Genomic DNA, 14,252 nt, shown 5'->3' with positions numbered 1-14,252 from the left:
CTCATGCCCAAGCATAACGAAACACGCCACCTGCCTTACTCCCCCGAGCAGATGTTCGATCTGGTCGCAGACGTCGCCTCTTATCCGGAGTTCCTGCCCTGGGTCAGCGCCATGCGCGTCCGCTCGAACAGCGACACGGAGATGCTGGCGGACATGGTGGTCGGCTTCAAGGGGCTGCGGGAGACCTTCACCTCGCGCGTCGTGAAGGAGCGGCCGCATCATGTGCATGTGGATTATATCGACGGGCCGTTGCGCCATCTCTCCAACGACTGGCGTTTCCGGCCGGATGGGGAGGGCGGGGTGCTGATCGACTTCGAAGTCGATTTTGCGTTCAAGAGCCGTATGTTCGAGATGCTGGCCGGCCAGGTGTTCGACCGGGCATTGCGCAAGATGATCGGCGCTTTCGAAGAGCGCGCGGCAGCGCTTTATGGGGCCGATGCCTCGGGCAGCAGCAGTTCGAGCGCACATAGCGCCGCCTGAAGCCGCACCTTCGCGCGGCCTTCATCCTCGAATTTCCGCAAGTCGGCGACGGCATCGGCATCTTGCATGCCCTTTTCGGCGCGGGCGAACACGACCGTGCCTACAGGCTTCAGCTCCGTTCCGCCATCTGGGCCGGCCACGCCGGTGATCGAGACGGCGACATCGGCTCCCGTCCGGTTGAGGGCACCATGCGCCATCGCCCAGGCGGTGGCGATGGAGACCGCCCCGAAGGCATCGATCACATCTTCGCTGACGCCGAGCAATTTGACCTTCTGCGCGTTCGAATAGGTGACGAAGCCTGCCTCGAAGACGGCCGACGAGCCCGGAATTTCGGTTAGTGCCGCAGCGACGAGTCCCCCGGTGCAGCTCTCCGCCACCGCCACAGTGCGGCCAATGGCGCGGTTCTCTGCGATAACGCGGCGGGCCAAGGCAACGAGTTCGGGCGGTAGAACGCCATCGGCTTGGTTCAGGGTCGACTCACTCATAATCGTCCACGCATGATCGCATCGGGGTGAAAAGCCAACGCCAATAATGACGGCCTTGATGAGCGGGAACGGTGGTGGGCGGCATTTGGTTGCCTTGGGACCGCGTCACGATGCCGCTTCAACATCGTCATCCGGCAGACGCAGGGTGACCAACGCCTGTGCCGCGATGCCCTCGCCGCGGCCGGTCAGGCCGAGCCGCTCGGTCGTGGTGGCCTTCACGCTGATCCGGGTTTCCGGCAAGGTCATGATCGCCGCCAAACGGGTGCGCATCGCGGCGCGATGCGGCCCGATCTTGGGCGCCTCGCAGATGATCGTCACGTCGACATGATCGATCCGCCCGCCGCGCGCCGAGACGCGATCGCAGGCGAAGGCCAGGAACCGATCCGAAGCCGCGCCCTTCCATTGCGGGTCGCTGGGTGAGAAATGGCTCCCGATATCCCCCTCGGCCAACGCGCCAAGTATCGCATCGACCAGCGCATGGATCGCCACGTCGGCATCGCTATGGCCGGAGAGGCCATGACTGTGGGGGATCTGCACGCCGCACAGCCAGAGATCTTCGCCTTCCACGAGGCGATGCACATCGAAGCCCATGCCCACGCGCGTGCTCATGCCGACCGTCAATAGTCGCTCCATCCGTTCATGATCGCCCGGTCCCGTGATCTTCTCAAGCGCGCTGTCGCCTGGCACCAATGCCACGTCGATGCCCGCGCGCCGTAGCATCTGTGCGTCGTCGGTCGGCTCCTCCGGCCCCGTCCAGTTCTGATGGACGGCAGTGAGCGCGGCAAAATCGAAGCCCTGCGGGGTCTGCACGCGCGCAAGGGTCGACCGATCGACCACCTGGCCGGCCTCATCACCGCTGGACCGCACCAGTGTATCGACGACCGGCAGCACAGGAACCACGCATCGGGCGCCATCGGCGAGGGCGCCGAGCACTCGGTCGATAACGGCAACCGGAAGCAGCGGTCGGGCGCTGTCATGAACGAGCACATGGGCGCTGCCCGGCTCGCTGCCGGCCAATGCCTCCAGGCCAGCGAGAACAGAGAGGCGCCGGCTGCTGCCCCCTGCAACGATCGTCAGACCTTCCGCGCGGGGGCCGAGCAGGCTGCGCATCGCATCCTCGCTGCCCGGCGTCACGACGAGCGCCACAGGGCCAACGCCGGGATGGGCGCGCAACGCATCCAGCGCGTGGGCCACAACCGGCTTGCCGGCGAGCGTTCGCAACTGCTTGGGTGTCTCGTGACCGGTGCGCAAGCCGGCACCGGCAGCGAGCAAAACCGCGGCTGACAGGCCTGCGCGAGGGGCTTGATCGGGCATGGAGGCGCGCTTAGCGCACGGCTTGCTTGCCCGCCAGCGTCATTCGCGGTAAGGGCTGCCTGTTTTTTAGGCAACATTCCGGACATGACGCTGCTCAAACCTATCCAGATCGGTCCCGTGCGGATCGAGATACCGGTCGTTCTCGCGCCCATGACGGGCGTGACTGACATGCCGTTCCGCACGCTCGTGCGGCGCTATGGTTCGGGCCTCAACGTCACCGAAATGATCGCCTCACCCGCGATGATCCGCGAGACGCGGCAATCGCTGCAGAAGGCCGCCTGGCACCCCGTCGAGGAACCGGTGTCGCTTCAGCTCGCCGGCTGCCAGCCCGCTGAAATGGCCGAGGCGGCCAAGCTCAACGCCGACCGCGGCGCGGCGATCATCGACATCAACATGGGGTGCCCGGTCAAGAAGGTGGTGAATGGCGATGCCGGCTCGGCGCTGATGCGTGATCTGCCGCTCGCTGCCCGACTGATCGAGGCGACCGTGAAGGCGGTCGACGTGCCGGTGACCGTTAAGATGCGGATGGGCTGGTGCCATGACAGCCTGAATGCACCCGAGCTGGCGCACATCGCCGAGGATTTGGGTGCCAAGCTGATCACGGTTCACGGGCGGACCCGCAACCAGATGTACAAGGGAAGCGCGGACTGGGCGTTCGTGCGGCGCGTCAAGGATGCGGTGAAGTTGCCCGTCATCGTGAATGGCGACATCTGCTCGCTCGACGACGCGCGCACCGCGCTGGCGCAGAGTGGCGCCGATGGCGTGATGATCGGGCGTGGCGCTTATGGCAGGCCGTGGCTGCTCGGGCAGGTTATGCAGGGTCTGGTGAGCGGCCGGACCGTCGAGAACCCCGACATTGCCGAGCAATATGCCGTGATCGTCGAGCATTATCGCGCGATGCTCGACCATTATGGCGAGACGACCGGCGTCAACATGGCCCGCAAGCATCTGGGCTGGTACACCAAGGGCCTGCCCGGTTCTGCCGAGTTTCGCAACATGGTCAATCAGGTGCCGGATGCGGCGACCGTGCTCGATATGCTGGAGCGCTTCTACGCGCCGTTCGTGACGCACCCTGAACGGCTCGATCTGGAACAGGAACAGGCCAGGAATGCAGCCTGAGGCCGATTTCAGGGCTGGGGCGGATGCGAATGCACCGATCCGATCCATGCCTGCCGCCGCTGAAATCGTCTCCGCGCATCCTGTCGCGACATTGATGATCGACCCGGACGGCCGCATTGTCCTGGCCAATGCCCGCGCGGAGAATCTGCTCAACATGGCGCGCTCGGCACTGGTCGGCAGCGCCATCGGGCGGGTGCTGCGCATTGCCGATCCACGCGTCGATGCGGCGATCTGGATGACGGACAAGCCGCTGTCTGCCTATGATATTCAGGTCCATGCCGGGCGGAATGAAGCGCTGGAGATGGATATTCTCATCCACCCGCTGCTGGAAGACGATCGCTGGCGGATCGTCGCCTTGCATGTCCATGGCCAATCGCAGGCGCTCGGCACGCGGCGCACGTCCATGGGCGTGCGCTCGGCGACCGGCGCGGCAGCGATGCTCGCCCATGAGATCAAGAACCCGCTTTCGGGCATTCGCGGCGCGGCGCAATTGCTGGAGGGCGATGCCGGGGAGGCAACCCGTCCGCTCACCAAGTTGATCTGCGACGAGGTAGACCGGATCGCAGCCCTGATCGACCGGATGCAGCACTTCACCAGCAATCAGCCGCTCGAATGCCGACCGGAGAATATCTATCCGCTGCTCGACCGGGCGGTGGAGTTGGCGTGCGCCGGGTTCGCCCGCAATTGCACGATCACCCGCACCTACGACCCGTCTCTCCCGTTCGCACAGGTGAATGGCGACGCGCTGGTCCAGATCATGCTCAATCTGGTCAAGAATGCGGTGGAGGCCGTGGACGGCATGGCGGATGGCGCGGTTCAGGTTGCGACGGCCTATCGCCATGGCCTGTCGGTGATGGGCGCTCGCGGCAAGGGCGCAGCGCCGCTGCAGATCGAGATTCAGGTGATCGACAACGGCCCCGGCGTGCCGGACAATATCCGCGATGTGCTGTTCAATCCCTTCATTTCCAACAAGCGCAGCGGACAGGGCCTTGGTCTCGCGTTGGTCGACAAGCTGGTGCGCGATATGAACGGCCTAGTGCAGTATGAGCGGGACAAGGTGGCCGCGCGGTCGATCTTCCGGGTTCTCCTGCCCATGGGAGGGAGCCTATGACGCGCCTGACCGGCAAGGTTCTGGTGGTCGATGACGATCCGGCGATCTGCATGGTCGTCAGCGAGGCGCTCAAGCGGCAAGGCCACATCATCCGCACCGCCGGCTCGATAGCCGAGCGCCATGAGGCGCTGGCGAGCTTCACGCCCGATGTGCTGATTACCGACGTGATCCTGCCGGACGGCGATGGTCTCGACGATGTCGGCAATATCCTTGCCTCCGAGCCTGACCTCAAGGTCATCATCCTCTCGGCGCAGAACACGCTCAACACGGCCGTTCGCGCCACAGGTCAGGGTGCATTTGAATATCTGCCAAAGCCGTTCGATCTGAATGAGCTTAGCCGCGCGGTAGCCGAAGCGCTCAGCGTTCGGGCCAAGGGCAAGCTGGCGGAACCGGCGGCTGGTGAGGGCACGGACGACGGCCTGCCGCTCATCGGGCGCTCGCCGCAGATGCAGGAGGTCTATCGCACCATCGCGCGGGTGGTGGGCAATGATCTCAACATTCTGGTTCTGGGCGAATCCGGCACCGGCAAGGAACTGGTGGCCGAGGCGATCCACAGCCTGGGGCCGCGCCGCAATGAACCGTTCGTGGCGATCAACATGGCCGCCATTCCCCGCGAGCTGATCGAGGCCGAGCTGTTCGGATACGAAAAGGGCGCGTTTACGGGCGCCTTCGCGCGAACGGCGGGCCGGTTCGAGCAGGCCGAGCGCGGCACGCTGTTTCTGGACGAAATCGGCGACATGCCGATGGATGCGCAGACGCGGCTGCTGCGCGTGCTCCAGTCCGGCGAAATCACGACGGTGGGCGGCACGAGGCCGGTGCGGGTGAACGTGCGCATCATTGCCGCCACCAATCAGGATCTGCCAACCCTGATTAGCGAAGGCCGGTTCCGCGAAGACCTGTTCTACCGGCTCAACGTCGTGCCGATTCGCCTGCCGGCGCTGCGCGAGCGAACGGGTGATGTCGCGATCCTTGCGCGGCATTTTCTCGATCAGGCTGTCTTCGAGGGGTTGCCGAGCAAGCTGCTCTCCGAGCAGGCCGCCGCGCTGCTCGAGCGCTATGACTGGCCCGGCAATGTGCGCGAACTCCAGAACCTGATGAAGCGTCTGACCGTGCTCACGCGCGATCAGGAGATTCAGGTCCAGCATGTCCGGCAGGTGCTGCGCGTGCAGGATAGCGTCGGTGATCCGGCCGACAGCAGCGCCGCCGATCTGGCGGACGCGGCGCGGCGCTGGGCGCGGGATCACCTCGCGGTCGGCGGCAATGCCAGCCCCTGCGAGCTTTACGACCGGCTGCTGGACGTCATCGAACCTGTGCTCCTGAGCGAAGTTCTCGCCGCGATGGATGGCAACCAAATCAGGGCAGCGGCCACACTGGGGCTCAATCGCAACACCTTGCGCAAGAAGCTCAACCACTATGATATCGACCCCACCATGCCGCTGCGCCATCGCTGATTGCGGTGCGGTAGACCGGGGCCGGCCAGCGCCGTAACTTCCGCCATCGCGCGTTAAGCGTGTTTGCTCCGCCACGCCGATGTTGTATCGGTGCCACGATGGATCAAAGATCGACCGTGCTGGACAATGTGAGCGATCCGTCGCGGCCGTTCCGCATCTGGCAGCGGCTCAGTCGTCTGGCTGTTCCGCTCACAGCGGGGGTCTTTGTCGCCACGGCGGGGTTCACCTGGTGGTTACTCACACGTCCGCAGGATGACGACACATTGCTCAGCGCCGCCGTGGTGGCGCTGCTGCTGGTCCTCAATCTTCTGCCGGCCATTCTGCTGCTCGTTCTGCTCGGCCAGAGGATCGCCCGGCGGCGCGCCAATCGCAGTCTCGTGGGCGGCAACGGGCGTCTGCACGTCCGCCTCGTCGCCCTGTTCTCGGTGATCGCGAGCCTTCCGCTCCTGCTGGTGGTGATCTTTGCCTCGCTGCTCTTCCAATATGGCGTGCAGTTCTGGTTCTCGGCCGACGCGCGCGGCATGCTCCAGAACGCCTCCGATCTCGCGCGCGGCTATTATCAGTCCAACCTCAAGGAGTTGAGCGACGAGACCGTGACGATGGCGGGAGACCTGCGCAATTATCTCTCCCAATCAAGCATTTCCAGCCCGTCCTTCGCGGAGGGTTATATCTATCAGGTGGTCACGCGGAAACTGAACCGCTCAGCGATCATCGAGATCGGCAAGGATGGCGTCGCGCGGACGGCAGCGACGGTCGATCCGGAACGACAGACGGCCACGGATATGCTGACGCCGGAGATCATCCGCGATCTGCGCAATGGCCAGCCCGTCGTGGTGCAGGCCAAGCCCAACCAGATCGAAGCCTTTGTGCTGCTCTATCCCGAGTCCAACACCTTCCTCTACGCCACCCGCGATTCGGCCGTCTCCGCTTTCAGCGAGATGGAGCGCGCCCAGGCTGTGCTCGCCGATTATGACGAGTTTGCCGCCCGGTCGCGGCAGCTACAGCTGCGCTTCAACATCGCGTTGTTCATCGGCACCTTGATGCTGGTCGGCACGGCGGTGTGGATTGCGCTGGCCGTGGCGGATCGACTCGTCCGACCGGTGGGAGAGTTGGTGGATGCCGCGCGGCGTGTGACGGCAGGCGATCTGTCGGCGCGGGTCACTGACTCTCATTCTCGCGACGAACTGGGCACACTGGCAAGCGCGTTCAACCGAATGACCCAGCGGTTGGAGGCGCAGACCGGCGCGCTCGTCTCGGCCAATAATCAGCTCGCAGATCGGCGGGCGCTCATCGAGGCCGTGCTATCCGGTGTCAGCGCGGGCGTGGTGTCTGTCGACCGCGACGGGACCATCCAGATCCTGAACAGCTCGGCAGCGGGTCTGCTCGTGCGCCCCGGCGAACAGGCAGTCGGCCAACGGCTTGCCGATGTGTCCGAGGAGCTGGCAGCGCTGATGGAGGCCGGCACCGGCGCCGACATTATCCAAATCCGCGCCCGGGGCGAAGTGCGGACCCTCGCGGTTCGGGTGGTCGTCGAGGACGGCAATCAGGTACTGACCTTCGATGATATCACCGAGCAACTGCTCGACCAGCGCCGCGCCGCCTGGTCGGATGTCGCCCGCCGCATCGCCCACGAAATCAAGAATCCGCTGACCCCGATCCAGCTCGCCGCCGAGCGGCTGCAGCGGCGCTACGGCAAGGAGATCGAGTCCGATCCCAGCACCTTCCGCCGCCTGACCGAGACGATCGTGCGGCAGGTCGGCGATCTGCGCCGTATTGTCGATGAGTTCACCTCATTCGCGCGCATGCCCAAGCCGGTCTTCCGGGAGGAAGCGGTGATCGACATCGCCCGCCATGCGATGTTCCTGCATGAGGTCGCGCACCCCGAGATTACCTTCACCTTCGCCAGCGAGGAAGCCGACCCGGCCTTGGTCTGCGATCGTCGGCAGATCGGCCAGGCGCTGACAAATATCGTCAAGAACGCGGTCGAGGCCATCGAGCAGCGGCATCTTGCCGACACGCCGAAGGGGGAGGGCGATCAACCGCTCGCCAATGCCCCGCATGGCCATGTGACGATGCTCGTGCTGCGTGAGGAAGGGCAGCTCGCCATTTCCGTGACCGACGACGGCATCGGCCTACCGGAACAGCGCGAGCGGATCATCGAACCCTATATGACGACGCGCGCCAAGGGCACCGGCCTCGGGCTCGCGATCGTGAAGAAGATCGTCGAGGAGCATTTCGGCTCCATCACCTTCGGCGATGCCGAAAGCGGAGGCACGGTCGTGACTCTCCGCTTCGACGTGGAACGGCTGTCGCGCCTCGCAGAGGGCGACGAGAAGGCCGAGACAATATGAAAGAGACGTTGAATGGCGCTTGATGTTCTGATCGTCGATGACGAAGCCGATATCCGGGAACTGGTCGCGGGTGTCCTCGAGGATGAGGGGTTCGAGACGCGCCTTGCCGCCAATAGTGACGAGACGCTGGAAGCGCTCGCCGCGCGGCGCCCCTCGCTGGTGTTGCTGGACGTGTGGCTGCAGGGGTCAAAGCTGGATGGCCTTGAACTGCTCGACATCATCAAGGAGCGAGACCCCAGCATTCCGGTGCTGATGATCTCGGGCCATGGCAATATCGATACGGCCGTCGCGGCGATCCGGCGCGGGGCAGTCGACTTCATCGAGAAGCCGTTTGAATCCGACCAGCTTCTTCACATCGTCAACCGGGCGACCGAAACCGAGCGCCTGCGCCGGGAAAATCAGGTGCTGCGCGCGCGGTTCGGCCAGGAAGAGGAACTGACCGGCACCAGCAATGCCATCAACACGGTGCGTGCCACGATCAAGAAGGTCGCTGGCACTGGTAGCCGGGTGCTCATCACCGGCCCGGCCGGCGTCGGCAAGGAAGTGGCGGCGCGAATGCTCCACAACTGGTCGACGCGGGCGAGCGGTCCGTTCGTGATCGTCACGGCGGCGCGGATCGAGCCCGAGCGCGCCGAGGAAGCGCTGTTCGGCGTGGAGGGCTCCGACGGGGTGATCCGGCCCGGCCTGCTGGAGCAGGCCCATGGCGGCACGCTGTTCCTCGATGAAATCGCCGACATGCCCCTCACCACGCAGGGCAAGATCCTGCGGGTGCTGACCGACCAAAGCTTTACGCGCATCGGCGGCCAGCGGCAGGTGAAAGTCGACATCCGGGTTATCTCGTCTACGGCGCGTGATCTCAAGGAAGAGATCGCTGAGCGGCGGTTCCGTGAAGATCTTTATTACCGGCTCAATGTCGTGCCGCTCACCTTGCCGCCGCTGGCAGAACGGCGGGATGACATTCCCGGTCTGGTCGAGCATTATCTGGCGCGCTTTGCCGCCGAACGCGGCATGGCCTCCCCGAACATGGCGCCCAATGCGATGGCCGCCCTGCAATCGGCTGATTGGCCGGGCAACGTCCGCCAGCTCCGCAATGTCGTCGAGCGCACCGTCATCCTGGCGCCGATGAACTCGGGCGGGGTCATCGAGCTGGAGATGCTGCCCGCGGAGGCTACCGGCGGTGGCGACGACACGGGCATGTCCACCGCGATCATGGGGGCGCCGCTGCGGGAAGCGCGCGAGAATTTCGAGCGGGAGTATCTGCGCATCCAGATCAAGCGCTTCTCCGGCAACATTTCGCGCACCGCTGCGTTCATTGGCATGGAGCGCTCGGCCCTGCACCGCAAGCTGAAGTCGCTTGGCTTGGGAGATGAACGCGATAGTTGAGCATTGAAAACCTTTGTGCAGCGCAACAAGCCGGGGCTGGATTTCTCCCTGGGAATCACATAGCGTGCACCAGTCACCCCACTCATGGGGCATATCGACGCTTTGACAGAGCGCGACGCGGACAGCGAGCCGCCAATAATGGAGTAGAAAATGGCCGAAAAACTCAATAACTTACAGGACATATTTCTCAACAGCCTTCGCAAGAGCAAGACCCCGGTGACCATGTTTCTGGTCAAGGGCGTCAAGCTTCAGGGCATCGTCACCTGGTTTGATAATTTCTCGGTCCTGCTTCGGCGGGACGGTCAAACCCAACTGGTCTACAAGCACGCCATTTCCACGGTCATGCCTGCGCATCCGATGGATCTCGCCAAGATTGAATCCGCCTTCTCATCAAATGAGCGCAAGCCGAAGCTTTTGCAGGAAATTTTCCTATCGGCGGTCCATAAGTCCGGCGACCCGGTGACTATGTTTCTGGTCAACGGCGTGATGCTTCAGGGCGAGATCGCGGCTTATGACCTGTTCTGCATGTTGCTCCAGCGCGATGGTCTCGTGCAACTCGTCTACAAGCATGCCATCTCGACCGTTCAGCCCACCCATCCGCTCGATCTCTCGGGCGAAAATGATGAAGATGAGGACTGAACAGATGGGGATGACCCATTAGTTTTCATCTCGATCAGGAAGAAGTGACGCGTGGAACGCGGGCCATCGTGGTCCACGCCGATCTCGGGCGACGCCAGCGGCGGGACGTCTCGGCCCGGCTGGAGGAAGCCAAAGGCCTCGCGCTCGCCATCGGACTGGACGTGTGCGGGACCGCGGCGTTCCGCGTGCGACAATCCCGCCCGGCCACGCTGTTCGGCTCCGGGCAGGTGGAAGAGATCGCCGCGCTCGCCGTGCGTGAGCAGGCCGAGCTTATCGTGGTCGATAATAATCTGACGCCCGTCCAGCAGAGCAATCTAGAGAAGAATTGCGCCGCCAAGGTCATCGACCGCACCGGCCTTATCCTGGAGATTTTCGGCGAGCGCGCCGCCACGGCCGAGGGGCGACTGCAGGTCGAGCTGGCGCATCTCGATTATCAGGCCGGCCGGCTCGTGCGCAGCTGGACCCACCTAGAGCGGCAGCGGGGCGGCTTTGGCTTTCTTGGCGGCCCCGGCGAAACGCAGATCGAGGCCGACCGACGGATGATCCGCGATCGCATGGCCCGCATCCGGCGCGAGCTTGAGCAGGTCACGCGAACCCGTGGACTTCATCGTGCCCGGCGCCAGCGCGCGCCTTGGCCGGTGATCGCGCTCGCCGGCTATACCAATGCCGGCAAATCGACCCTGTTCAATCGCCTGACCGGATCGGCCGTGATTGCACAGGACATGCTGTTCGCTACGCTCGACCCCACAATGCGGCAAATCAGCTTGCCCGGCATCGACAAGGCTATTCTCTCGGATACGGTGGGCTTCGTGTCGGACCTGCCGCACCAGCTCGTTGCAGCGTTCCGCGCAACGCTGGAAGAGGTGCTCTCCGCCGATCTCATCCTCCATGTGCGTGATATCGCGCATCCCGACAGCGACGCACAGAAAGCCGATGTACTGGACGTGCTGGCCGATCTGGGGGCCGTCGCCGGTGAGGATGACGAGGCGCCTGCGGACAGCGCCGTGCCGGTGCTGGAAGTCTGGAACAAGGTCGATCTGATCGACGATTCCGACCATCAGGCCGCGATCCGCAACCGGGCCGAGCATGAGCCCGATGTCGCCCTCGTTTCCGCGCTGACGGGCGAGGGGATCGAGGCGCTACGCCGGCGTCTTTCCGATATTCTCGGCAAGAGCCACAGGCGCTACGAGTTCGATCTGAACGGACGTGAAGGCGCGGCGCTTGCCTGGCTTCATGCCCATGGCGAAGTGCTGTCGGAAACGGCGGAGGCCGACGGGGGCGAGGTTACCATCCACGTCTCTGTGCGGATGGAGCCGGCCGATTATGATCGCTTCGTGCGCCTGCACGGCGACCAGGCCGGGCTGATCGCCTGAGGCTCGCCCTCAACGCTCGGCGCGCTTGACCTTCTGCCAGAGGGCTTCCTTCTCATCCAGCGACAAGCCGGGAAATGACTCGCCCGCATCGGCTTCCATCGCGCGGAACCGCCGCTCGAACTTCCCGCTGGCCCGGCGGAGCGCCGTCTCGGGATCGACATGATGATGCCGTGCGAGATTGACGACCGCAAACAACAGGTCGCCGATCTCGTCCTCTAACTCTGCCTGATCGGTAGCCTGTTCGACCTCCTCCAGCTCTTCCAGCACCTTGGCCCGCACATTTGCGATGTCGTCCCAATCAAACCCGACGCGCGCGGCACGGTTCTGGATTTTCTCCGCACGCGAAAGGGCGGGCAAGGAGAGCGCAACGCCTGACAAGGCCGAGCGATCCTCCGAGGCCTTGCCGGCGCGCTCTGCGGCCTTGATCTCGTCCCAACCGGGCGAGACCGACCCGGGCGCTGCAAAAACATGCGGATGGCGCCGCAACATCTTCTCGCAAATCGCGGAGATGACATTGGAAAGATCGAAGGCCTGTTGCTCCGAAGCCATCTGGCTGTGAAACACGACTTGGAACAGCAGATCGCCCAGCTCATCCTTGAGCGCCGCCATATCGCCGGACTGGATGGCGTCGGCAACCTCATAGGCCTCCTCGATCGTGTAAGGCGCGATGGTGGCGAAGGTCTGGGCGACATCCCACGGGCAGCCATCATCCGGATTGCGAAGCCGCGCCATGATGTCCTGAAGCGGTGCGATGTCTGCGGGTGTCTTGCTCAATGAAGGTTCCGTCACGATAGGAAAGCTCGCAAGACGGTAGACAGGTCGATGGCCAAACTCCAGCACCGACCGGACAGAGCCCCCATCGGGCAGGGAGGCATCTGAAAAGTGAAGCCGAATTTTCTTTTTTTATGAATGCGCTGAGGAATTCCGGGTAACGACGCTCATAGAAAACAGAACAAATGGACCTCTCACGGAGATGGCATAGGTGCAGGATAAATCCGTGCCTGTTTTGGATGACGAACGCGTGTCGCTGCACCGGCGCGCTTTGCATCGCTATTTCAGCAAACGGGTGCCCATCGGCGAGGTCGAGGATCTCGTGCAGGAAGTCCTGGCCAATCTGCATAGCCGCCAGAAAAGCGCGGAAATCGAGAATGTGCAGGGCTATCTCTTCACCATCGCCTCCCATGTGCTGGCGCGGCGGCATCATAAAAATGCCCAGTTGCGCTATGCCGACGAAGAGGTGCCGGATCAGATCGATCCCTTCTCGCCAGAACGCATCCTGATCGGGCAGCAAAGCCTCACCGCCGCTCTGGAGGTGATCCGCACGCTGCCTCCGCGCACCCAGCAGGTGTTCGTCCTTCATCGCTTCGAGGAGATGACCTACGCCCGGATCGCAGCGCATCTGGGCATCTCGGCGAGCGCGGTCGAAAAGCACATCATGCAGGCTTTGAAAGCATTGCACGACAATGCCAGGGGGACGGAATGAAGTTTCTGCCTCGCCTCGTGCGACCCGCCGACCGGCCGACGCCCGTGGATGCCCCCGGATGGGTCGCCCGTGTGCGCTCAGGCACATTGCCTCAGCAAGAGGTTCGCCAGTTCGAGCGCTGGCTTGCCGAACGTGACGAGAACCGGCGCGACTATGACGCGTTGGTTGCCCAGTTTCTCGAACTAGACCGCCTCCGCTCCCATCCCGAAATCATGGCTTTGCGCGAGGAGGCGCGCCAGGCGCCGCGGGGCAAACGCCGGCTCGCCATCGCGGCGGCTCTCGGCCTGCTGCTCACTGGTGCCGTGACGGCCGTCGTTGCGCTCGATCTGCTGCCCACCAGCAGCGAGCAGCGAGCGTCCGTCGTCACAGCCTATTACGAAACGCCGGAGGGCAAGACGTCGGCGATCGTCCTGCCCGATGGCAGCAAGGTCTTCCTCGATGCGAGCAGCGCGCTCAAGGCGAGCATGGGGGAGACGACCCGGCGCGTCGAGCTTCTCAGCGGCCGCGCCAACTTTGCGGTGACGAAAGATCGCGAGCGGCCCTTCGTGGTGATGGCTGGTGGTGAGCGGATCAAGGCGCTCGGCACCCAGTTCGACGTCAATCTCGTCGAGCGCAGTGTCGAGCTGACGCTCATGGAGGGCCATGTCGTCGTGCAGGGCCTCAAGACAAAGTCGGACACGGCATCGACCGTCTTTATGCGCCCGGGCTACCGCCTCGTCGCGGGGGACGGCAATTGGACACTCGCCCCGGTCGACCTGCGCAATGTTTCGCGCTGGCGGGAGGGTGTCCTGATTTTCGACGAGGCCCGGCTCGGCGACATCGTGGCCGAGATGAACCGCTATCTCCCGACCAAAATCCTCATCGGCACGCCCGCCATTGCCGAGCGGCGGATGAGTGCCGTTCTCCGCGCCGGCGACGTGTCGACATTTCTTTCGGCCATCGATGCCATGGGCGTGGCCCGGTGGACGCGGGTTTCCGACGGCGAATATCGGTTGCTGGACATCGCCCGCGAAAGAAATCTGAACGCACGACTGAGGTAAGTCGCGCGAACCGCCTCATCAGG

General features: G+C 64.0%; 13 protein-coding genes. 10 read left to right on the top strand and 3 right to left on the bottom strand.

The annotated features are described in order from the left end of the window. The first annotated feature begins 3 nt into the window (after positions 1 to 3). The gene (locus tag M2343_RS04655) at positions 4 to 480 is read left to right on the top strand and encodes a type II toxin-antitoxin system RatA family toxin (RefSeq protein ID WP_264575766.1); all 477 of its coding nucleotides are present in this window, start codon (positions 4 to 6) and stop codon (positions 478 to 480) included. Here M2343_RS04655 and M2343_RS04650 read toward each other — a convergent pair. Both M2343_RS04650 and M2343_RS04645 read right to left on the bottom strand, forming a co-directional pair. Further along, complete coding sequence (locus tag M2343_RS04650) at positions 426 to 965, bottom strand: CinA family protein (RefSeq protein ID WP_264575765.1); 540 nt, start codon at positions 963 to 965, stop codon at positions 426 to 428. The genes M2343_RS04655 and M2343_RS04650 overlap by 55 nt on opposite strands. 105 nt (positions 966 to 1,070) lie before the next feature. Next, entirely contained in the window at positions 1,071 to 2,279 is a 1,209-nt protein-coding gene (locus M2343_RS04645; protein WP_264575764.1) for a bifunctional 2-C-methyl-D-erythritol 4-phosphate cytidylyltransferase/2-C-methyl-D-erythritol 2,4-cyclodiphosphate synthase, read from the bottom strand. Between the two features lie 84 nt (positions 2,280 to 2,363). Between M2343_RS04645 and dusB the strand changes: the two genes are divergently transcribed. From dusB to hflX, 7 genes are all read left to right on the top strand, one after another. Next, positions 2,364 to 3,398, top strand: a complete 1,035-nt coding sequence (gene dusB / locus M2343_RS04640; protein ID WP_264575763.1) for a tRNA dihydrouridine synthase DusB — start codon at positions 2,364 to 2,366, stop codon at positions 3,396 to 3,398. Between the two features lie 46 nt (positions 3,399 to 3,444). Next, positions 3,445 to 4,509, top strand: coding sequence for a two-component system sensor histidine kinase NtrB (locus M2343_RS04635; protein ID WP_264575762.1), 1,065 nt, complete (start codon positions 3,445 to 3,447; stop codon positions 4,507 to 4,509). After that, positions 4,506 to 5,960 (top strand): nitrogen regulation protein NR(I), encoded by a 1,455-nt coding sequence (gene ntrC, locus M2343_RS04630; RefSeq protein ID WP_264575761.1) that lies wholly within the window; start codon positions 4,506 to 4,508, stop codon positions 5,958 to 5,960. Before M2343_RS04635 ends, ntrC begins: the two co-directional genes overlap by 4 nt. 98 nt (positions 5,961 to 6,058) lie before the next feature. Beyond that, positions 6,059 to 8,311 carry an ATP-binding protein gene (locus tag M2343_RS04625; protein ID WP_264575760.1) on the top strand — a complete coding sequence of 751 codons (2,253 nt, stop codon included), beginning with the start codon at positions 6,059 to 6,061 and terminating at the stop codon, positions 8,309 to 8,311. 12 nt (positions 8,312 to 8,323) lie between these two features. Continuing rightward, positions 8,324 to 9,694, top strand: coding sequence for a sigma-54-dependent transcriptional regulator (locus M2343_RS04620; RefSeq protein ID WP_181559687.1), 1,371 nt, complete (start codon positions 8,324 to 8,326; stop codon positions 9,692 to 9,694). 150 nt (positions 9,695 to 9,844) lie between these two features. After that, entirely contained in the window at positions 9,845 to 10,333 is a 489-nt protein-coding gene (gene hfq / locus M2343_RS04615; protein ID WP_264570320.1) for an RNA chaperone Hfq, read from the top strand. 44 nt (positions 10,334 to 10,377) lie between these two features. Then, positions 10,378 to 11,706, top strand: coding sequence for a GTPase HflX (gene hflX / locus M2343_RS04610; protein WP_413716004.1), 1,329 nt, complete (start codon positions 10,378 to 10,380; stop codon positions 11,704 to 11,706). 9 nt (positions 11,707 to 11,715) lie between these two features. Here hflX and mazG read toward each other — a convergent pair whose 3' ends face one another. After that, positions 11,716 to 12,480, bottom strand: coding sequence for a nucleoside triphosphate pyrophosphohydrolase (gene mazG, locus M2343_RS04605; RefSeq protein ID WP_264575759.1), 765 nt, complete (start codon positions 12,478 to 12,480; stop codon positions 11,716 to 11,718). A gap of 223 nt (positions 12,481 to 12,703) precedes the next feature. On the opposite strand from mazG, the gene M2343_RS04600 reads away from it, so the two are divergent. Together M2343_RS04600 and M2343_RS04595 are read left to right on the top strand one after the other, a co-directional pair. Continuing rightward, complete coding sequence (locus M2343_RS04600; protein ID WP_264572854.1) at positions 12,704 to 13,189, top strand: RNA polymerase sigma factor; 486 nt, start codon at positions 12,704 to 12,706, stop codon at positions 13,187 to 13,189. Then, on the top strand, positions 13,186 to 14,229 hold the full coding sequence (locus tag M2343_RS04595; RefSeq protein WP_264575758.1) for a FecR family protein: 1,044 nt from the start codon (positions 13,186 to 13,188) through the stop codon (positions 14,227 to 14,229). Before M2343_RS04600 ends, M2343_RS04595 begins: the two co-directional genes overlap by 4 nt. The last annotated feature ends 23 nt before the right edge of the window (positions 14,230 to 14,252 follow it).

It is taken from the genome of Sphingobium sp. B8D3B, from assembly GCF_025961875.1.
Taxonomy (GTDB): domain Bacteria; phylum Pseudomonadota; class Alphaproteobacteria; order Sphingomonadales; family Sphingomonadaceae; genus Sphingobium.
This window is presented reverse-complemented; position numbering and strand designations above follow the sequence as displayed.

Bases quoted from the DNA above. Each gene is read 5' to 3' on its own strand.
- M2343_RS04655 (WP_264575766.1), top strand. From the start codon at position 4: ATGCCCAAGCATAACGAAACACGCCACCTGCCTTACTCCCCCGAGCAG.
- M2343_RS04650 (WP_264575765.1), bottom strand. From the start codon at position 965: ATGAGTGAGTCGACCCTGAACCAAGCCGATGGCGTTCTACCGCCCGAA.
- M2343_RS04645 (WP_264575764.1), bottom strand. From the start codon at position 2,279: ATGCCCGATCAAGCCCCTCGCGCAGGCCTGTCAGCCGCGGTTTTGCTC.
- dusB (WP_264575763.1), top strand. From the start codon at position 2,364: ATGACGCTGCTCAAACCTATCCAGATCGGTCCCGTGCGGATCGAGATA.
- M2343_RS04635 (WP_264575762.1), top strand. From the start codon at position 3,445: ATGCCTGCCGCCGCTGAAATCGTCTCCGCGCATCCTGTCGCGACATTG.
- ntrC (WP_264575761.1), top strand. From the start codon at position 4,506: ATGACGCGCCTGACCGGCAAGGTTCTGGTGGTCGATGACGATCCGGCG.
- M2343_RS04625 (WP_264575760.1), top strand. From the start codon at position 6,059: ATGGATCAAAGATCGACCGTGCTGGACAATGTGAGCGATCCGTCGCGG.
- M2343_RS04620 (WP_181559687.1), top strand. From the start codon at position 8,324: ATGGCGCTTGATGTTCTGATCGTCGATGACGAAGCCGATATCCGGGAA.
- hfq (WP_264570320.1), top strand. From the start codon at position 9,845: ATGGCCGAAAAACTCAATAACTTACAGGACATATTTCTCAACAGCCTT.
- M2343_RS04595 (WP_264575758.1), top strand. From the start codon at position 13,186: ATGAAGTTTCTGCCTCGCCTCGTGCGACCCGCCGACCGGCCGACGCCC.